General features: G+C 57.7%; 13 protein-coding genes. 3 read left to right on the forward strand and 10 right to left on the reverse strand.

Annotated features, from left to right (window positions below):
- Window positions 1-5: 5 nt before the first annotated feature.
- From BN5935_RS03415 to BN5935_RS03455, 9 genes are read right to left on the reverse strand one after another with little or no spacing between them, the layout of a single operon-like run.
- Complete coding sequence (locus tag BN5935_RS03415) at window positions 6-3,077, reverse strand: SusC/RagA family TonB-linked outer membrane protein (RefSeq protein WP_064974862.1); 3,072 nt, start codon at window positions 3,075-3,077, stop codon at window positions 6-8.
- 12 nt (window positions 3,078-3,089) lie between these two features.
- Window positions 3,090-4,430 carry a trehalase family glycosidase gene (locus BN5935_RS03420; protein WP_064974863.1) on the reverse strand — a complete coding sequence of 447 codons (1,341 nt, stop codon included), beginning with the start codon at window positions 4,428-4,430 and terminating at the stop codon, window positions 3,090-3,092.
- A gap of 12 nt (window positions 4,431-4,442) precedes the next feature.
- Window positions 4,443-5,564 (reverse strand): glycoside hydrolase family 26 protein, encoded by a 1,122-nt coding sequence (locus BN5935_RS03425; RefSeq protein ID WP_064974864.1) that lies wholly within the window; start codon window positions 5,562-5,564, stop codon window positions 4,443-4,445.
- A 26-nt stretch (window positions 5,565-5,590) separates the two neighbouring features.
- Entirely contained in the window at window positions 5,591-6,694 is a 1,104-nt protein-coding gene (locus BN5935_RS03430) for a glycoside hydrolase family 26 protein (RefSeq protein WP_235820998.1), read from the reverse strand.
- A gap of 26 nt (window positions 6,695-6,720) precedes the next feature.
- On the reverse strand, window positions 6,721-7,614 hold the full coding sequence (locus BN5935_RS03435; protein WP_064974866.1) for an AraC family transcriptional regulator: 894 nt from the start codon (window positions 7,612-7,614) through the stop codon (window positions 6,721-6,723).
- Window positions 7,615-7,633: 19 nt separating this feature from the next.
- Complete coding sequence (locus BN5935_RS03440; protein ID WP_064974867.1) at window positions 7,634-8,839, reverse strand: AGE family epimerase/isomerase; 1,206 nt, start codon at window positions 8,837-8,839, stop codon at window positions 7,634-7,636.
- Window positions 8,839-10,281 (reverse strand): MFS transporter, encoded by a 1,443-nt coding sequence (locus BN5935_RS03445; RefSeq protein WP_064974868.1) that lies wholly within the window; start codon window positions 10,279-10,281, stop codon window positions 8,839-8,841. The genes BN5935_RS03440 and BN5935_RS03445 overlap by 1 nt, the downstream gene beginning before the upstream one ends.
- A complete protein-coding gene (locus BN5935_RS03450; RefSeq protein WP_064974869.1) occupies window positions 10,281-11,468 on the reverse strand; it encodes a glycoside hydrolase family 130 protein in 1,188 nt (395 codons plus the stop codon). The genes BN5935_RS03445 and BN5935_RS03450 overlap by 1 nt, the downstream gene beginning before the upstream one ends.
- Window positions 11,469-11,494: 26 nt before the next feature.
- On the reverse strand, window positions 11,495-13,471 hold the full coding sequence (locus BN5935_RS03455; protein WP_082944018.1) for a glycoside hydrolase family 97 protein: 1,977 nt from the start codon (window positions 13,469-13,471) through the stop codon (window positions 11,495-11,497).
- Window positions 13,472-13,914: 443 nt separating this feature from the next.
- On the opposite strand from BN5935_RS03455, the gene BN5935_RS03460 reads away from it, so the two are divergent.
- Window positions 13,915-15,846: a SusE domain-containing protein gene (locus tag BN5935_RS03460; RefSeq protein WP_064974871.1), complete on the forward strand. Its 1,932-nt coding sequence runs from the start codon at window positions 13,915-13,917 to the stop codon at window positions 15,844-15,846.
- A 197-nt stretch (window positions 15,847-16,043) separates the two neighbouring features.
- Window positions 16,044-16,682 (forward strand): DUF3575 domain-containing protein, encoded by a 639-nt coding sequence (locus tag BN5935_RS03465; RefSeq protein ID WP_064974872.1) that lies wholly within the window; start codon window positions 16,044-16,046, stop codon window positions 16,680-16,682.
- Between the two features lie 300 nt (window positions 16,683-16,982).
- Here the strand turns inward: BN5935_RS03465 and pckA are convergent, their stop codons facing one another.
- Window positions 16,983-18,590, reverse strand: coding sequence for a phosphoenolpyruvate carboxykinase (ATP) (gene pckA, locus BN5935_RS03470; protein ID WP_064974873.1), 1,608 nt, complete (start codon window positions 18,588-18,590; stop codon window positions 16,983-16,985).
- Window positions 18,591-18,918: 328 nt separating this feature from the next.
- Here pckA and hemW point away from each other — a divergent pair, with 328 nt between their 5' ends.
- Window positions 18,919-20,031 carry a radical SAM family heme chaperone HemW gene (gene hemW, locus BN5935_RS03475; protein ID WP_064976818.1) on the forward strand — a complete coding sequence of 371 codons (1,113 nt, stop codon included), beginning with the start codon at window positions 18,919-18,921 and terminating at the stop codon, window positions 20,029-20,031.
- Window positions 20,032-20,157: the final 126 nt, after the last annotated feature.

Raw genomic sequence — 20,157 nt, forward strand, 5'->3', positions numbered from 1 at the left:
TCAGTTTAGAATTTCAGGTCCAGACCGATGGTATATTTCCGCAGGCGGGGATAACCGCCCCAGTAGATGCCGTCGACACCCACCTCGGGATCGTAACCGTCGAATTTGGTGAAGGTATAGGCGTTCTCGATATTGGCGAACACACGCACGCTGCGGATAAAGGCCTTGCGGACGGGAATCGTATAGCCGATATTGATGTTCTGCAGGCGGACGAACGAGCCGTCGTGGACGAAGTAGTCCGAGAACAGGTAACTGCGCGTCGAATTCAGGCGCGGGTATTTGTTCGTCGGATTGTCGGGCGTCCAGCGCTTGATCTTCACGCGGGGATCATAAGTATAGCCGTTATAGATAACGTCATTGCCGAATACGCCGTTGAGGAATACCGACATGTCGAGATTCTTGTAGCGGAACGACAGGTTGAGACTGGCCGTAAAGTCGGGATTCGGATCGCCAATGATGCAGCGGTCCCGGTCGTCGATGGCATAGTCGCCGTTCAGATCCACATACTTGAGCTCGCCGGGCAGGTCCTTGCCGTCGGAACTCATGAAGCCGGGGTCCTCTCCCTGCTGGATAATACCGTCCACCCGGTAGCCGTAGAAGACATACATCGGATAGCCGATGGCATAAACGCTCGGATTACCGTTGAACATCGACAGCGATTGGCCGCAGACCTCGTACTGCATCCCCGTCAGGTAATCGGTGCTCAGACCGCTCGAAACAGCGTTGCCCAAATCGGTCACCTTATTACGGTTGCGCGAGAAGATGAACGTCGCGGAAAAGGAGGTATTCTTCCGGCTGACAATATCGCCGTCGAGCGTGAGTTCGAAACCGCGGTTGCGGATATTACCGTCGTTGACCCACATCTTGTCGTAACCGCTCGACAGCGGCAGGTACTTCTCACGCAGCAGATCGGTAGTGTACTTGTCGTAGTAATCCATCGTCACGCGCAGACGGCGTTTGAAAAAGGCAAGGTCGACACCCAAGTTCCACTGGCGGGTCGATTCCCACCTCAGATCGGGGTTGGAAATGCCACCCCAAAGGATATAGCGGTCGTTAGCTCCCTCACGGCCGGCTTCATAGCCCGGGCCGATAGCCGTCTGCCACTTGTCAGCGAACCAGTATTTCTCGGTTCCGTAACGGTTGAGCGTCTGGTAAGGCGAGATGCCCTGATTGCCCGAAAGTCCCCAACTGGCCCGGATCTTGAACTCATCGAAAACGTTGAGCTTCTGCATCCACGGCTCGTTGTGGAGTTTCCAGCTCACGGCGCCCGAAGGGAAATAACCCCACTTGCTGTTCTTGCCGAATTTCGACGAACCGTCGGCACGCATGGTGAACGTAAAGAGATATTTGTCGTCGAGAACATAGTTCAGACGGCCGTAGAACGAGAGCAGTTTGCTGTTCTGATAGGTGTTGTTTATCACGTTCTTCTGGGGATTGCCCGCACCCATATTCTCATTGCCGAGAGCGTCGTTCACGAAATCATAGGCCGTAGTGCCGAGCGTCCGGCCCATGTTATAGTCGAACGAGTGTCCCGCCATGACCGACAGGTTGTGCCGGTCGGCAAAGGTCCGCTGGAAGGTGATATAGGTCTCGCTCAGCACATCCTGCGACAGGGTGTTGTTCATCTGAGCAATGCCGTTCATGTCGTGCGCCTCCTGCGAAGTGTTCGAAGCGTTGTAGACATCCTGCACGGTGGTCGAATAGTTGTAATTGAGCTGTGTGCGGATCTTCAGCCCCTCGACGATCTCCCACTCGGCGGCCAGCGATGAAATGAGGTCGCGGCCCTGTGTCTCGTTCTTGACGTTGTCGGAGATAATGAGCGGATGACCGAAGTCGGTTTCCGAAGCAACGAAATAATTGCCGTCCTCATCGTAAACGGGCCATAACGGATTGCGGCCATATTCGAGCGTGTTGTTCACATGACGCTTGTGGATCGAAAGGATGTTCGAGGTCTGAAGCGTAAAATTCTTGGCCAGCTTGTACGAACCGTTGAGCGTGACATTGCCTTTGCGGAAGTTATCCTTCTTGTAGACACCCTCATCGTCGAAATAATTAAGGCTCAGATTGATCGCCGCCTTGTCGGTGGAGTGCGACAGCGTGGCCGTCGTATTGTTGACCACGGCCGTGCGCATGCAGAGGTCGGCCCAATCGGTGTTCGACCACTTGCCCTGCTGAATCTCGATGAGTGACGGGTAGTAGGTGCCGTTGTTGTACTGACCCGTGTAGAGGGCCGGCAGCCCGGCGTTGGTCAGCTCCTCGTTGGCGATCTGCGCCATCTGCAGCGGATTGCGCCAGACGTTGAGTTTGTCGGTGAACTGCCCGATGGTAGTCCGGTGGTTCACCGAAACCTGTGTCGACCCGCCTTTGGCGGTGCGGGTCTGGATCAGGATCACACCGTTGGCGCCACGGGAACCGTAGATGGCCGAGGAAGAGGCATCCTTCAGGATCTCGATCGACTCGATGTCCGAGGGGTTGATCTGCGACAGGTTGCCGGCGTCGCCGATGGGGAATCCGTCGACCACAATCAGCGGGGTGTTCGAACCGTTGAGCGAACTGTTACCGCGGATACGCACCACGGCGCCCGCTCCGGGATCCTGCGAAGTGTTCATGATCTGCAATCCGGCAGCACGGCCCTGCAACAACCCCTCGACCGACGGGGCCGAAATATCCTTGATGGCATCCATCTTCACGGAAACGACCGATCCGGTCAGGTCGCTCTTCTTCATTGAGCCGTAACCGATGACGACCACATCGTCGATCAGAGCCTCTTCGGCCTCGAGCACAATATCGAGGAAGGTAGCCCCGGCCGTAACGGCTACCTCGCGGGTCTTGTAACCGACGAATCCGACGGAGAGCACGGCTCCGTTCTTGGCGCGGACCGTGAAATTACCCGAAGTATCGGTACTGGTCCCGGTTGTCGTTCCCTTGATAATGACGCTGGCTCCGACGAGCGGCTGTCCGTCGGCCGTCACACGCCCCCGAACCTCATTCTGGGCGGATGCGCCGACAGCGAGGAACAGGGAGGCGAAAAGCGCCAGAAGCCACCTGCCCCGCAGGCATAGGTTTACTGTATTCATGGTGTCTGAGTTTTAGTGTTTCGCTTGATTGTCAATTTTACCGTCGAGATAGTCGCTGGCATAGATGAATGTTCCGGCGCTCCATCCCAGCATCGTGGGCATGTCGTATTCGTTGCTGACATTGATGTTCCCCTCCCGGACATTGTACTTTTCCCACAGGTTATGGGTTTCGCCGAAGGTCTTCACGACCATCGCGGCGTATTTCCCCGCAATACGCCGTGCATCCTGCCTGTAACCGTAGGTATCGAGCCCCCGGATAGCCAGATAGACGACCGGAGGCCATGTATTGGGATAAGACCACTGGTAGTCATAGTCATAAGGTTTATCCTCGCATACGGCGATCCCGTATTCGAACTCCAGCCGCCCGAGCGCCTTTTCCACGAGGGTCCGGGCCTGCTCCGCATCCGGAATCCCGGCATAAAGCAGACTGAACACCGCGCCCGAAACAACCGTCGAACGGCGGCCGTTGACGAAATCGTAGTCATAATAGACGCCATCCTCCCCGAGGCAGCAGCGGTTTATCAGCTCGCGGCGCTTTTCGGCCCGCGCTTTCCACGTCCCGGCGGCCTCGGAATCGCCCAACAGAAGGGCGTAGCGGGCGAAGAGTGTTTCGTAAAAATAGAGATTGGCATTGAGGTCCACCGGGCAGAAATCCTCACAGCGGCGTTCGAAACGGGGGTTGAAATCCCAACCCGATTCGGCTTCGGCGGCAAAATGCGCCCCCAGTTGCAGAATCTCCGCGTCGGAAAGTCCCCGGTTGCGAAAATCGGTATTGAGCCGTTGCCCTCCGGTAGTGACGAACTCCTGCTTGAGTTCGTCGCTTGCAGACGAGGAGTAACGGTTGAGTCCGACGGGTGTAATGCGCTGCGTCATCCAGAAGTCATACTCCTTCTGCAAGATTGCAAAAGCCCCAGCCAGCCAGTCCGTATCCCCGGTCTGTTCGAAGACCCGGTCGACCATCATGCAGAGGAAAGGAGGCTGTGAGCGGTTGAGATACCACGTCCGGCTGCCGTTGGGCATATAGCCGTAGCGGTCGACCAGATAGAGCATGTCCTCGGTGTTGTTTTTCGCCAGATCGAGACGTCCGTCGCGTACAAGCCCCTCATTGGTGAAATAGGTATCCCAATAATAGAGTTCCTGAAAGGTCTGGCTGACGCTGGGAACCGTATAGGGGCGGGGCAGCCCGATCAGCGTCTGCGAATCGGCCGGATTATACTGCACCGACGCATCCCACGACGTGCGGATGAAATCGCGCACGCAGGCGATCTCCTCCTGCGAAACCGACGGATGACGTCCGCAGGAAACAGCGGTCAGTGCCAGCATGCACCCCAGAAAAGTTCGAATCTCGTTCATCTCTGGCAGGGATTATTCATAAATACCGGCTATGTCCTTCTCCAGCAGTATCTGCTCCCCGGCGACGAAGGCCTTGAAATCCTCCTCCGAAACGCAGCCCGGATAAGGGCCGAAGAAATGATTCGTATCCTTGTTCCGCCAGACCAGCACATAGGCTACGGGAACGCCCGCAATGGCTTTCGAAAGCTTTTCGGTCCACCATTTCGGTTGGGACGTGTTGTTTTCAAGCCCGGTTTCCGTAAACGCGAACGGCTTGTTTTTCAGATAGGCGATATGTTTGAGCAGGCGCATCAATCGCAGGCCGTTGGTCTCGATAGCCCAAGAGCTGCGGTCATAGGCATCCAGACCAAGTACATCGACATAAGCGTCGCCCGGCCAGAACTCGAGGTAATTGTCCTGCGAACTGACGATATCGGGCGAGTAGACATACAGCAGGTTATGCACGCCTTTCGTATCGCGCAGGTATTCGAGCGTAAAACGCCACAGGGCGATGTACTCTTCAGCGGTGCAGTTGCCCTTGCCCCACCAGAAACCGTTGCCGGTGTGTTCGTGGAACGGGCGGAACAGCACCGGGACATACTCCCCGTCAACAGTTTTGAGCGAGAGCATGAAAGCGGCGACCTTGTCCAGCCAGCCGCAGTATTTTTCGTGAAGATCACCGCCGGGAATGATCCGCCCCACGGCCGCAGTCACGTCCCATGCCGTGCCGCCGGTAACGGGGTTGGTCGTATGCCAGCCGATGGTGGTCACACCGCCGCGGGCATAAGCCTCGAGAATACGGCTGCGAATGTCATCGAACCTGTCGCCGTCGATATTGGCATCCTGTCCGAGTTCGATCTGGGCCAGATCCCAGCCCATCATTGCGGGATAGTCGCCGCAGATACTCTTCACATCCGAGCGGTCGGCATCGCCCGACCAGCCGATACCATAGAGCGACGAACACTGGTGCCCGAAAAGCGTACCGCCGTTTTCGGCAATGCTGCGCAGATTGCCGAGCAGGTTACGGGTCTGCACCGTAGCCTGCGAGTCGGTCGTCGCAGCGGGAGCCGGCTGGGGTTCCGGATATTCGCGGTCGGCAATATCACTGCATCCGGCCACGACCAGACACGACAGATAAAGAATTTGTTTCCACATAATTATCAGCTATTTTAGGTTAATTGTCAGTGATACATGTCAGGTAATTGACTTTCGAACAGAACGGGCTGCTCCCGATCGGCGGCGAACTTTCTGAAGTCGGGTTCCGAGGCGTGTCCGTGCCAAGGACCGAAAAAGTGCGTCGGACGGTCGTGGGCGTTACGCCACACCAAGACATAGCTCAGCCCCTTGCCGCGGATGACCGGCAGCAGCCACCGGGTCCACCACTCCGCATCGGGGATACCCTCGAGTCCGGTTTCGGTGAAAGCCGTCGGCTTGCCGTGTTCGCGGCCCAATTGCTGCAAGGTCGAAAGCATTCGTTCACCGCCCGACAGGAAATCCCAATCTTGCTGACGGTGGTAGGCGTCGAGTCCGAGTACATCGACCCATTCGTCGCCCGGATAACGTTCCATATAGTGCTCCGCATCGCGGTACAGGTCCGGTGAATAGACGTAGAGGAGATTGTGCACCCCCTTCACATCACGCAGATATTCCACCGTGAAGCGCCATAAAGCCCGGTACTCGTCGGGGGTACACTGTGCTTCGCCCCACCAGAATCCGCTGCCGGTGTGCTCGTGGAACGGACGGAACAGCACCGGGGCACAGGTTCCGTCGGCGGTCTTCAGCCCGGCGAAGAATCCGGCCAGACGGTCGAGCCACGACCGGAATTCGGCATGGTTGGCACCGCCCGGGAGAATGGATCTCACAGCCGTGGTGGTCTTGCCGTCCCATGCGCTGGCCCCGGACTCGGGATTCTGCGGGTGCCAACTGACCGTATTCACGGCTCCGCGCCCATAGGCGGCACACAGCAGACGGGTGATCTCGGCGAAAGGAACGTCGTCGATGCTTCGGTCAGCCCCGGTCTCAAGTCCTCCGAGCTCCCACCCGAAAACAGCCGGGTAATCGCCGCAGCACTCCCTGACGTCGGAGCGTCCCTCCTCGTATTTCCAGTCGTGTCCATAGAGGGCATCGTCCTGATGCCCGAACATCACCCCTTCGCCTGCAACCCGGAACAGATTGCGGTAAAGGGCCCGCGTTTCAGACGTGGCCTGCGGGTCAGCCGGGAGAGGCGAAGTGCCCGAACAGGCGGATAGAAATGCGGCAGAGACTATAAAAAGCAGTTTGTTCATCGTTTAAAGCAGGTTAGAGTGGTTCGTCAGATTATAATCTTCTTTTTATCGTAGTATTCCCGGAAATCGTGGGGTGTGTAGCCCTTGTATTTCTTAAAGATCCGGTTGAAGTTCGAAAGGTTGTTGAACCCACATTTGAAGGCGATCTCCGCGATCGTGTTGGCCGGTTCGTCGATCAGCCGCCGGGAAGCCGCGCTGATACGGATGTTGTTCAGGCAGTCGATGAAATTGTATCCCGTGCGACGCTTGATGAACCGGCTGAACGACGGTTCGCTCATGTTGACCAGCGCCGCCATCTCCGAAAGCCGCACGGGACGGTGGTAGTTGTTGTTGAGATACTCCATGATGGTCCGCACGCGCCGGCTGTCGTAGGTATCCTCCAGTTTGCTGAAGTGCGAATGCGACAACACGGTATACGCCTGATCGTGGGCAAGCTGGTTGAGCAGCGAAAGGAAGATCAGGATCGAGTTGAAATTATCCGTACTGTTTATCAACTGGTGAATCCCGGATTCGCTCTGCAGAATCGTCTTTTCGGAAAATGCGATCCCATGCTGGGCATCCTGCAGCATCTTCTTGATCGGCGCGAACTGCTTCCGGTCGATCAGCCCGCCGCCTTGGAACAACTCGGGCGAAAACTGAATCGTCACCTCGTAGATTTCCGCTCCCGAGGCCAGATTGCCGTCCATCCACGCATGCTCCAAGTTACTGCCCGTGATGAGCACCATCTCCCGGTCGCCGATGTCGGCCACATGATCGCCGACAATGCGCCGTGCGCCGCGCGCACCGATGATATAGTTGAGCTCGTATTCGCTATGGATATGTATCGGGAAGTTGAAGTTGCTCTTCCGCCGTTCGAACACGACGAAGCTGTCCTGCTTCGAAATGGGAGGTACCTCCGTTAGGATATTGTAATTTGCCATAGTCGTTCGCTTTCCGATTTCAGTTTTTTGCAAGCAGCCGTCCGATACGCCGGATCAGTTCCATGCACATCCGGCTGTTATGATAGGGGCATTTCCAGAACCCGGCCTTATCGTCATCACGATTGACCGAGCCGTCGGCACGGACGCTCCAGAACCACTCACCGTTCCCGCCGTCGAGCAGATGCGTCCGGATATACCGCCATGCATCGTGGCTCCGCCGCAGAAATGACTCGTCCCCGGTCCGCTCGTACATATTGAAAAACCCGACGACGGCTTCGGCCTGTACCCACCAGTGGCGGTCCATGTCGGCACACCCCGTCTGCGGATCGTATTCGTAAATCAGGCTTCCGTCGGATTGCAGCCCCTCGACGGCCGCGACCGCCAGCGCCCCGACCACAGGGCCGACACCGGTCGTAACCTGCGGATCTCCGAGTACGGCGGCGGCTTCGTCGATGAGCCACGATGCCTCGATGTCATGCCCGTAAGAGACCGCCCGTCCCTGTGGCTGCCACCGGGCATCGAAAAAGAGGTTCAAGTGCCCCGTCTGCGGATCGAAAAGCCGGTCGGTATGAATGTGAATCAGCTTCCGGACCGCCTCCGCAACCCGATCTTCAGGCCAGACCCGCAACAGGTTCGTGCAAGGCTCAAGCAGATGCAGGTGCGTATTCATGCTGAAGTAAGTATTGGCATCCTTCTCGCTCAGACGCATATCTTCCAACGGCTGCCAGTTCCGGGTCAGTGCTTCGACGTATCCGCCCCGCATTGCATCCCAGACATGTTCCTCAAGCGATCCGAACAAAGCGGCAGCTTCGTCCAACGCCCCCGGGTCACCCGTCGCCCGGACATATTCGCTCAGTCCGTAAACAGCGAAACCAATGGCATAGCTCTGTTTCTTGCAACAGACCGGACTTCCGTCGGGAGCGATCTCCCAATAGACCCCGCCATGTACCGGGTCGATCAGCCGGGAGGCCAGAAGCTCCCGGAGCTTACCGGCCGCGTGCAGGTATTCGGGCTCTCCGGTCATCCGGTAAGCCGCCGAGAAGGTCCACAGCATCCGCGCGATCAGGACAGCGCCCTTCCCGGCTTCGGGATGTGCTTTTCCGCGGCCGTCGATACGTCCCGCAAAATGCACCCCGTCACCCAGAAATGCCATCCAGAAAGGCAGAATGTCGCAGGTCAGTTCCTCCGACAACTCCTCCCGCCATTGTACAAGCATCTTTTCCATCATTCGTTCGTTTTCCGGCGGAGACTGAGTTCCGTCGTTATTCGCTCCATGCGTTTCTCGCCGAGCGGGTAGAAAAGTACCGCCGCTGCGGCCAACAGGCATCCGGCGGCCGGAAGCCAGCTCATCATCAGCCGGACGCCCGCTATCGCCTCCCCGCTCTGCACCGCAGCCGACTGATCGTAGCCGAACGCCGCAAGCAGCCAACCCGTCACAGCCCCGCCCAACGCCCAGCCGAGTTTCTGGGACATCGACGAAGAGGAGAGGATCAACCCCGTCGGCCGCCGGCCGCTGCGGTACTCCTCGTAATCGACGATATCGGCGTACATGCTCCACAACAAAGGCAGCACAACACCCGCCGCAACGCTGACAAGCGCCTGCAAGGCAAACAGCCATCCCAGTTCGGAAGGCTCCAGCCGGAAGAAGAAGAGGCTCAGCACCGCTGCCGCACCCATCGCCGCGGCAAATGCTCCTTTCTTGCCGATATGTGCCGCCAGCGGCACGGCCAATGCCACTCCGGCCATATTGCCCAACTGACCCAGCAGCAGGTAAAGCGTCCCGAGCGTCCAACCCAGATGGGGCAGTTTATAAGCGCTCCGGACATAGTCGGTGAAATAGAAGATCGCTACCCCGTCGCGAATCGAGTTGAACAGCAGCACCGCCACTCCCGCGACCAGAAGAATCCACCACGGAGCGTTGCGGGCCAGACTTTTCAGGTCGCGGCCGACCGATCCCTTCGCCTGCTGCGCGTCGTCGACCCGAATCCGTTCGCGCGTCCAGCGGAAGCAGAGCCAGAAAAGCAGGGCGCAGATCGCTCCGATAACGGCCACGGCACAAGTCCACGCCTCCGGCATGCCCGATATGGCCACGTCGCTCCCCGCAACGTTCCCGCTCAACCGGTCGGCATCCCCGCCGCCGAGCCATCCGGCAAAGAAATCCACCAGCGGCTGCAACAGCATAAAAGTCACCAGACTGCCCACATAGGCGAAGAACATCCGGTAGGAGGAGAACGTATTGCGCATCTTCGTATCGGGGGTCATCACCCCGAGCAGCGAGGCATAGGGAACGTTGACCAGCGTATAGACCATCATCATGGCCGTATAGGTGACATAGGCCCACACCAGTTTTCCCGTCATCCCGAGATCGGGAGTCCAGAACGTCAGCACTCCGACTGCGGCGAAGGGCAGGGCGCCCCACAGCAGATAAGGACGGTAACGCCCCCACCGGCTGCGGGTACGATCCGCCAGCAGGCCCATGATGGGATCGTTGAGCGAATCCCAGATACGGGTCACCAGAAACATGGTCCCGGCAGCGGCCGGCGTAATGCCGAACACCTTGGTATAGAAAAAGAGCAGATACATGCCGAATATCTTCCAGAACATGCTCGAAGCCATGTCCCCGAAGCCGTATCCGATCTTCTCCCGGAATGTGACGCTGTCTTTCATCAATCGTTCTTTCGGTAATAGTTCAAATTTCTATCAATCAGATCATTCAGCCGCTCGACGGAAGTCGCCGTCGTAAGGCCGTCGGACGGCGTATGCAGGCAATAGTCCACAAGCCTCTCGACAGTCGATGTCGCCACATGCATGCGGGTGTCGCTCGACGCATAGTAGAGGAATACCCGGCCGTCGTCATCGGCGATCCAGCCGTTCGAGAACAGGACGTTCGACACGTCGCCCACACGTTCTTCGCCTTCCGGCGCCAGCGTATACCCGGCCGGCATGGCGATCAGCCGCGAAGGATCGTCGAGGGCCGTCATATACATGTAAAGCACATAGCGGAGTCCTGCCGCGCAGGCACGCACGCCGTGGGCCATATGCAGCCACCCCTGCGGAGTGCGGATCGGATGGGGACCTTCGCCGTTCTTCACCTCCTTGATCGTGTGATAGAACCGCACGTCGATAATCTTCTCATCGCGGATTTCCGCGCGGGTCATGTCATCCACCAATGCCCATCCGATCCCGCCGCCGAGAGCCCCGGCGGCAATAAAGCCCTCCTGCGGACGGGTGTAAAGGGCATATTTCCCGTTCACGAATTCAGGGTGGAGCACAACGTTACGCTGCTGCGTGGGCGACTTGATGTCGGGGAGGCGCTCCCAATGCACGAGGTCCTTCGTCCGGGCCACACCGGCCGTCGCCACGGCCGACGACAGGTCGCCCGGGGCTGCCGACGGATCGTGCCGTTCGGCACAGAAGATGCCGTAAATCCAGCCGTCCTCATGGGCCGTAAGGCGCATGTCGTAAAGATTCGTTTCACTCCCGTCGATCGGGGGAATCGTCAGCGGATGGTCGCGGAAACGGAATCCATCGATCCCGTTATCGCTTTCAGCCAAAGCGAAAAAGGATTTGCGGTCGTTCCCTTCGACCCGGACCGCCAGCACATATTTGCCGTCGAATTTGATAGCTCCGGCATTGAACGTTCCGTTGATTCCGAACCGCTCGAGCAAAAAAGGGTTAGCAGCAGGGTTCAGGTCGTAGCGCCAGAAGAGCGGCGTATGTGCGGCCGTAAGGATCGGGTAGGTGTAACGGGTCCATACGCCGTTGGAATCCGCGGCCGGATTCTTCCTGCCGATCAGCTCCTCATGAGCCGAACGCAGGGCTGAAATACGCTTCTCGAAATCAGAATTTGTCATAAAACGGATAAAATAGAGTATTTATTTTACTCCCGTGTGATCCGCAGGGCGAATCCCCCGGCGGGAGCCATCGTTATTTCCAGCGTGCGGTCCGTTCCCAGCACACGGGTTACACGCTGGTAATCATGTCCATACTTAGCGGCATTGGCACCGTCGCAGAAGATCTCGGCCGTAAAATTTCCGTCGCCAAGAAATCCAAGGTCGAGCGTCACCGTGCGGCCTTCGTGCCCCGTAAGGCCGCCGACGTACCAGACATCCCCTTTGCAGCGGGCGACGGCCGCATACTCCCCGAGCCGGCCGTCGAGCGCCACAGTCCGGTCCCACACCGTGGGAACGCCGCAGATGAAAGCCGTACATTCGGGTTCCCGGTCGTAGTTGGAGGGCGAATCGCAGAGCATCGACAGCGGCGCATGAAAGACAATGTATTCAGCCAACTGGCGGCAGCGGGTGCCCTGACTCATCGGCTCGCTGCGACGTGGAAAGAAGTGCCCCTTCGCGGCGTTGAGCATGGCTCCCTGAGTGTAGTCCACAGGGCCGGCCGTCATTCGGATGAACGGCATCGTCACATCGTAGGTCACCTGATCGACCGACTCTTCCGACCATTTCATCTGCTCCAGTCCATGTACACCTTCGAAATTGACGACGTTGGGATAGGTGCGCTGCAAACCGGCGGGCTTATAAATACCGTGGTAGTCGAGCAACAGTCCGTATTTGGCGGCGGTAGCCGCTCCGCGGTAGAGGAATTCGGCAATCTGCTGGTCGTCACGGTCCATAAAGTCGACCTTGAATCCTTTGACACCCAATGCCGAGTAATAGCGGCAAACCTCCTCCATGTCGCGGTCGAAAGCACGGTAGCCCGCCCATAGAATGATGCCGACGCCCTTCTCCTTCGCATATCGCAGCACCTCTTCCAGATCGAGGCGGTCACTGCCGCCCGACATCAGGTCGGTCTTGTCTTTCGACCATCCGTCGTCCATCACCAGATATGCGATCCCGTTGCGGGCCGCGAAGTCGATGTAATGCTTATAGGTCGGCGTATTGATTCCGGCCTCGAAACCGACGCCGTAGAGTCCCCAGTCGTTCCACCACTCCCAAGCTGCCAGTCCCGGGCGTATCCACGACACGTCTTCGAGACGCGACGGCTCGGCCAGCCGCATGACCATGTCGTTGTCGAGCAGTTGCCGGTCCTCGCGGGCAATGAGGATCGTCCGCCACGGGAACGAAGCCCGGGGTGCAGCCTTGGCGATGAAATCGTCATACTCATCCACAACGTTCTGGAGATTGTCATGTCCACCGTCATGTGTACGCTTCGGATACGGTGCAAAAATACCGCGCAGGGAGTTCCCCTGACCGGGATAATTGAGGTACATGCCCGGATAGGCCTGCAGGTCGGCCTCGGTAAAGCAGAGTTTCACGCCGTCGTCGGCAGCCACGACCAGCGGCAGGAAAGCCAGCCGTGCAGGATCGAGTTCCGAAAGCCGGGCTACGGTATAGAGGTTCTCGAACGAGGTCTTGAACTGGCTCCCGAAAGGGATGATCTCAGCACCGTCACAGTCCCGCACATAGGGGACCCAGCATGTCCAGTCCCCCGGAAAGCGGGCGCCCGCCTCTTCGGAAGCGACGACCAGCGACCGGTCCGTCGTGGAGATGAACCGGTAGGCGACCCCGTCGTCGTAGGCCCGAAGTTCAAGGGCGAAACCCTGCCGGAAATCAGCCCGCAGCCAGTTATAGCGGTCCGCGACCCGCTCTTTAATATAAAAAGGCGTCGCAAAAGAGGTATCGACCGTCCCTTTGCGGATGCGGGACGGCTGCGCCGAAGCTCCCCACACAGTCCCGTCGTCCAGCGTCATCGCCACCGGCGTAGGAGCCACGACCGGTCGACCATCGACACGAACCTCATAGGCGATCCGGTTCCCGACCGTCAGTGTAATCCCGATCGTCCCGTCGGGAGAAGGGATCGTATAACTTTTTTCGCGGGCAGCGGAAGCAATGCCTGCAAGCATTGTAAATAAAGCGATTGCAACTATTTTTCTCATGGTTTACAGGTAATAAACAGGGTTACGGAAAATCCCGGGATACACAATAAAACAACTGGCGTCTCCCGTTTGTGCTGCGTAAAAATAAAGGTTTCACAAGGGTTCTGCAACGGATATGACGCAGAAGGATTGAAAAGTATTATAATTGGATGGGATAATACCATTTTAACACGCCCGAGGCGGGAAAGAGACACCCGACGTCTCCAAAATACCCCCTCAAAGCCACCTACAGCCCGAAATAACCCGAACCGTCCTGCTCCTATCTCCAAGCCCCGGAGACAGCGGGCCGCACAAATGATACTTTTTCATCAAATGCTTGTACCATGCGACGCTTTTCATGGTTATCCGGTTTTTGTCCTCTATTTTTACGTTCGTAAATAAATTACGTTAACGAACCTAAACCAACCAGTATGAAACATCTTTGGAAATACATCGCGGGCGCGTTGGCTTTTGCACTCCCCATCGCCTCGTGCAGCGACGACAACACATCGGACTTTCCCGACAAGGGGTGGAGCGAACTGACGGCTCCCGTGCTCACCGTCTCGGAAGAGGAGGTAACGCTCGACGCAGACAAAGCGGATCAGGAGGCCCTGAAGTTCTCATGGACGGCAGCTTCGGTCGTGACCCGCAGTTCATCGGTCAAGTATGATCTATACCTGAACATAGAGGGTGAGGATCTGTTCAAAGGGATAAAACGAGAGTGGGGGGGGGAAGCCGGCCTGACGATCTCGTTCACGCACAAGGAGCTCAACGACCTCATCATAACGACGTTCGGCGGTAAAAGCGGCGAACGCTTCGCCTTCCGGGCATGCGTCTATGCACACACCGACAACTACCTTATCGAGGACAAAACCTCGGAGGAGGTAGCTTTTGCCGCTACAGCCTACGCTGCCGAAGTGGTAAAACCCGCATCGCTCTGGATGAAGGGAGGGGCCTGCGAATACGGCTGGGACAAGGCGATCGAATTGCCGCAAGGCGACGCAGGCACCTACACGGCAGAGAACGTCGTACTGAAATTCGGCAAACCCGCAGACAACAAAGGCTTCAAATTCTACATCGAGGAAAACGGCAGCTATCCGTTCTACGGACAGAAGATCGACGGCGAATTCGGCCAGATCCAGACCTTCGCCATCGCCAACGACGGAGATTCGCAGTTCTACCCTCTGCAATACGACTACACGAGCGGCATTTACACCGTACACGTCGACCTCAACGCCATGCTGCTCACGCTGACCCGGACGGGCGACGTCACGGAGTTCGATCCCGAAACGGCGCTCTACATCTTGGGCGACAACATGGAGAACGGCTGGAACATGGTCGAGGCGAATGCCCTGCTGCCTGTCGGGGAGAATATTTACGAGAACACCAACATTTATCTCAAGCCGGAGAGCAGCTTCAAATTCGATTTCTACGACTGGACGGAGTATATCCGCGACGAGGCGGCCGGCGAATACTGGACCCTTAAGAAAAAGGGCGACGGCGACGGCGACATCCGCTTCATCCCGGGTAATCAGGGGCTCAGCGAAGGCTACTATACCGTGCGCGTCGATCTCAACACCCTGAAAGTCACCCTCACGGGTGGCACGGCGCCCTCCTATCCCGAAACGCTGTTCCTCTTCGGCCCGGCTACGGAGGCGGGCTGGAACCTCGGCAACTTCATTCCCCTGACGAAAACAAGCAACGGGGTATTCCAAGCCAAAGGCGTGAACATCGACGTCGGCACGGCCAATCCGGACGACAACAAAGGCAACGGATTCAAATTCGGGATTTCGAACAGCGAATGGAGCACCGAATACGGCGCCAAGGAGCCTTTCGACGACCACGACGGACAACAGGGTTACCGCGGTTGGGAGCTTGCGCAAGGCAGCAATCAGTTCTATCCCCTGCTGATGGGGCAGGCTTCCGGAGTATACGACATCACCGTCGACTTCACGACGATGGCGGTACGCTTCGAACCGGCTCAGGGCCCGGATTACCCGGCTGCGCTCTACATATTGGGTGATGCGATGCCTCACGGTTGGGATTTGGGCCAGGCCGTGGCAATGACCCAAACCGCTCCGGGAATCTTCACGGCGGAAAACGTTCCGGTGAAGGTCGGCACGGCCAATCCCGACGATAACAAAGGCTACGGATTCAAATTCATCATCTCGAACACCGATTGGCTGACGGAATACGGCGCCAAGGAGGCTTTCGACGACCACGACGGACAACAGGGCTACCGCGGTTGGGAACTCGTTCAGGGAAGCAACCAGTTCTACCCCCTGCTGATGGGATTCGGGGACGGAAACTATCGGATTACGGCGGACTTCACAACCATGACAGTCCGGTTCGAACCGATGTAACGAGGTTTCCCGGCATCCGAAGTCCAAACAGAAAGTGAAAATCCGGCCGATTATGTACATTGGCCGGATTTTTTCATACCTTTGGCGTCGAAACGACACTTTGATCCGTCGGAAAGTCCTGCCGAAACCGCAAGCAGGACGGTTTTGGGACCGGCCGGCTTTTTCGTACCTTTGTATCCGGCTGAATTTTGCAAATGATGAAAAACAAACGCTGCAAATTCGGGGCCTGCGCGCTCCTGTTCACACTCTTCGGCATACAGAACGCACTCCCGCAGGGATACGTCAAGCTCAACGGACTCTACGCACTGGCAGGGATCGTCAACCCGGCCGTCGAGTTCGCCATCACGCCCAAATCAACGCTCCAGAGCGAGATCGTCATCTCCCCGTGGAAATCCTTCGACGGCAAGCACATGACCTTCGCCATCTTCATGGGCGAATACCGCCGCTTCTTCAAGGAGCACAACCGCGGGTGGTATCTCGGGGCCAACATCGGCATGATGGCCTTCGACATGTCGAAACCCTACATCGAGAACTGGCGCCTCAAGTTCGAGAACCGCTACTGCAAGGGCTACGGCATGATGATCGGCCTGTGCGTGGGTTACGAATACCAGTTCGCCGAGCGGTGGCTGCTGGACGCCTATTTCGGCTGGGCATGGATGGACAGCCACTACAACGGCTATTCGAACGACGGCCAGATCGACATGAATCCCCATCGTCCCGTGCAGCCCAAATACCCCGATCCGTTCAACGGCTCCTCGGAGTGGTATCCCAACAAGATCGGGCTCTCGATCGGCTACCGGATTTTCACCCCCAAGCGTAAGACGCCTGATTTATAGGTGATCCGGGCAATATCCACGCTTACCATCCGGTTCCGCACTCCCTAACGTAAGACGCCCGTACCCTCCGATTCCGCGCTTCCGAGCGCAAGATGCTTGTTTTAAGGCTGCGGCAACATCCAAGCCCGATCCCGTTTCCAACCTTTTCTAAAGCCCGCCTCTTAGACAGGCTTCAGAACGGGTTGAAGCGCAGACATGGCTCCGGAAAAACCCGCCCATCGCCCTTAGAGTCCGTCTCTTAGACAGGGAATCCCCGGACCGACTGGTCCGGGGATTCCCACATATATGCAATCTTTCGGATTATTTTACCTTCGGACCGGCAGCTACGAGCTTCTTGCCCTCCTCGTTGCCCGTGAACTTCGCGAAGTTCTTCACGAAACGGTTGGCGAGGTCCTCGGCCTTCACATCCCAATCCTTGGCGTTCTTGTAGGTGTCGCGCGGATCGAGGATCTTGGGGTCTACGCCCGGCAGAGCGGTCGGAACCACGAAATCGAAGATAGGCATGGTCTTGGTCGGAGCCTTGTCGATCGAACCGTCGAGGATCGCGTCGATGATGCCGCGCGTATCCTTGATCGAGATACGCTTGCCGGTTCCGTTCCAGCCCGTGTTCACGAGGTAAGCCTTGGCACCCGACTTCTGCATCTTCTTCACCAGCTCCTCACCGTACTTGGTGGGGTGCAGCGACAGGAAGGCAGCGCCGAAGCAGGCCGAGAAGGTCGGCGTGGGCTCGGTAATGCCGCGCTCGGTGCCGGCCAGCTTGGCGGTGAAGCCCGACAGGAAATAGTACTTCGTCTGCTCGGGAGTCAGGATCGAAACCGGGGGCAGCACGCCGAATGCGTCGGCCGAGAGGAAGATCACCTTCTTGGCAGCCGGAGCCTTCGATACGGGCTTCACGATGTTCTCGATGTGGAAGATCGGGTACGATACGCGGGTGTTCTCCGTCACCGACTTGTCGCTGTAGTCGATCTTGCCCTTCTTGTCTACCGTCACGTTCTCCAGCAGCGCGTTGCGGCGGATGGCGTTCCAGATATCGGGCTCATTCTCCTGCGAGAGGTTGATGACCTTGGCATAGCAGCCGCCCTCGAAGTTGAATACGCCGTCGTCGTCCCAGCCGTGCTCGTCGTCGCCGATGAGCTGACGCTTCGGATCGGTCGAAAGCGTGGTCTTGCCGGTACCCGACAGACCGAAGAAGATAGCGGTCTCGCCCTTGGCGTTGGTGTTGGCCGAGCAGTGCATCGAAGCCATGCCCTTCAGCGGCAGCAGGTAGTTCATGTAGGAGAACATACCTTTCTTCATCTCACCGCCGTACCAAGTGTTGATGATAACCTGCATCTTCTCGGTGAGGTTGAAGACAACGGCCGTCTCCGAGTTCAGACCCAGCTTCTTGTAGTTCTTCACCTTGGCCTTCGAAGCGTTCAGCACCACGAAATCGGGCTCGCCGTAGTTCTCCAGCTCTTCGTCCGTCGGACGGATGAACATGTTCTTCACGAAATGAGCCTGCCAAGCCACCTCCATGATGAAGCGGATCTTCAGGCGCGAGTTCTCGTTGGCGCCGCAGAACGTGTCCACAACGTAGAGCTTCTTGCCCGACAGCTCCTGCGAAGCGATCTTCTTCAGCTCCTTCCATGCAGCCTTCGTAACGGGCTTGTTGTCGTTCTTATACTCGTCGGAAGTCCACCAGATCGTATCCTTGGTGGTCTCGTCCATGACGAAGAATTTGTCCTTGGGCGAACGGCCGGTGTAGACGCCGGTCATCACGTTCACGGCACCGGTCTCGGTCAGTTGACCCTTCTCATAGCCGCGCAGGCCTTTCTTGGTCTCCTCACGGAACAACTCGTCGTAGGAGGGATTGTACACGATCTCGGTCACGCCGGTGATCCCGTACTTTTTCAAATCCATTTTGTCCATAGTTGTAATTATTTTGATTAAAATCCTCTTTTCAACCTAACGTTTCCATCCGTCAGTCCGGACTTCAACGGCACAAAGGTAGAAAAACTTTCAGAATTGTGAAAAAATTAACAGCCGAAATTACAAAAAAATTTTATTATTTTTTCCGATCCCGCTATACGCTTCATTTATAACAGCCTATCCCGGTTTGCAGAAACCTTCCGAAAGCGGCTTTCGGGCCGCAAACGAACCCCTGCAAACAGGCTGCCGGAATTCGCCGTGCGCCGCGGCGGAGCAAATTCCCGGACGGGCCCGGACGACGTCCCGATTTTTTTCGTATCTTTACATTATGGCGGGACTCTATTTCCATATACCTTTTTGCAGGCGCATCTGCGCCTACTGCGACTTCTACAAGAGCGTCGGGCTGGGACGCATGGAGGAGCTCGTAGCCGCCATGCACCGCGAGCTGGAGGCCCGGCGGGAATATCTCGGCGGCGAGGCCGTCCGCACCCGCTATTTCGGGGGCGGAACCCCGTCGCTCTGTCCGCCCGAAACCATCGCCGGGTTGTTGGATCATGCGGAGAAGTTGTTCGACTGTTCCGCGGCCGAGGAGACCACCCTCGAAGCCAACCCCGACGACCTGACGCCCGGATACCTCGCGGCGCTGCGCCGGGCGGGCGTCGACCGGCTCTCGATCGGCATCCAGTCGTTCGACGACGCCTGCCTGAAGCTGATGAACCGCCGCCACAATGCCGCGCAGGCCATTCAGGCAGTGCGGAGCGCACAATCCGAAGGTTATGAAAACATCACCGTAGACCTGATCTTCGGTGTGCCGGGATTCGGCGGCGACTCGCTGCGCCGCACGCTCGACACGGCGCTCGGGTTGGGCGTACAACACATTTCGGCATATCATTTGACCATAGAACCCGACACGGCCTTCGGGCGGCGCGCGGCCCGCGGGGAGTTCGCCCCGGTGGACGAGTCGGTCAGCGAAGCGGAATACGCCCTTGTGCACGGGACGCTGACCGGAGCCGGGTTCGACCATTACGAAGTCTCGAACTACGCCCTGCCGGGGTTCCGGGCCCGCCACAACGCCGCCTACTGGCACGGCGTGAAGTACCTCGGCATCGGCCCTGCGGCCCACTCGTTCGACGGGCGGGAACGCCACTGGAACGTCGATTCCGTGGAGGATTACCTCGCAGGAGCCGCTGCTGAGGCCGAAATACTGACCGACCGCGACCGCTTCAACGAGTATGTGATGACGCGGCTGCGCACGGCCGAAGGCATCGACCTCGCGGAAGCGGAGTCCCTTTTCGGAACGGAACGCACGGCGCGGATGCGGCGAGATGCGGAGCCTTGGATACGGGCCGGGGCACTTACGGCCGAGGGCGGCAAAATGGCCGTCCCGGCGGCGCGAATGCTGGTTTCCGACGCGGTGATCGAGACGTTCTTCGAAACGTAACGGGAGCGCAACCAAGTGAGACTGAAATGTTAAGTTATTCTTAAATTTTTTTAGTAAATGTGACTTCGGATTGTTTTAAAGAAATATAAGTATTACCTTTGTGGCCGGATTTCGAATCCGACTCCG

Origin of the sequence: Alistipes provencensis (assembly GCF_900083545.1) — a bacterium.
Taxonomy (GTDB): Bacteria; Bacteroidota; Bacteroidia; order Bacteroidales; family Rikenellaceae; genus Alistipes; species Alistipes provencensis.

Excerpts from the sequence above, each read along its gene's own strand:
- BN5935_RS03460 (WP_064974871.1), top strand. The coding sequence starts at position 13,915 with ATGAAACATCTTTGGAAATACATCGCGGGCGCGTTGGCTTTTGCACTC.
- pckA (WP_064974873.1), bottom strand. The coding sequence starts at position 18,590 with ATGGACAAAATGGATTTGAAAAAGTACGGGATCACCGGCGTGACCGAG.
- BN5935_RS03445 (WP_064974868.1), bottom strand. The coding sequence starts at position 10,281 with ATGAAAGACAGCGTCACATTCCGGGAGAAGATCGGATACGGCTTCGGG.
- BN5935_RS03455 (WP_082944018.1), bottom strand. The coding sequence starts at position 13,471 with ATGCTTGCAGGCATTGCTTCCGCTGCCCGCGAAAAAAGTTATACGATC.
- BN5935_RS03465 (WP_064974872.1), top strand. The coding sequence starts at position 16,044 with ATGAAAAACAAACGCTGCAAATTCGGGGCCTGCGCGCTCCTGTTCACA.
- BN5935_RS03435 (WP_064974866.1), bottom strand. The coding sequence starts at position 7,614 with ATGGCAAATTACAATATCCTAACGGAGGTACCTCCCATTTCGAAGCAG.
- BN5935_RS03415 (WP_064974862.1), bottom strand. The coding sequence starts at position 3,077 with ATGAATACAGTAAACCTATGCCTGCGGGGCAGGTGGCTTCTGGCGCTT.
- hemW (WP_064976818.1), top strand. The coding sequence starts at position 18,919 with ATGGCGGGACTCTATTTCCATATACCTTTTTGCAGGCGCATCTGCGCC.
- BN5935_RS03440 (WP_064974867.1), bottom strand. The coding sequence starts at position 8,839 with ATGGAAAAGATGCTTGTACAATGGCGGGAGGAGTTGTCGGAGGAACTG.
- BN5935_RS03430 (WP_235820998.1), bottom strand. The coding sequence starts at position 6,694 with ATGAACAAACTGCTTTTTATAGTCTCTGCCGCATTTCTATCCGCCTGT.
- BN5935_RS03420 (WP_064974863.1), bottom strand. The coding sequence starts at position 4,430 with ATGAACGAGATTCGAACTTTTCTGGGGTGCATGCTGGCACTGACCGCT.
- BN5935_RS03425 (WP_064974864.1), bottom strand. The coding sequence starts at position 5,564 with ATGTGGAAACAAATTCTTTATCTGTCGTGTCTGGTCGTGGCCGGATGC.
- BN5935_RS03450 (WP_064974869.1), bottom strand. The coding sequence starts at position 11,468 with ATGACAAATTCTGATTTCGAGAAGCGTATTTCAGCCCTGCGTTCGGCT.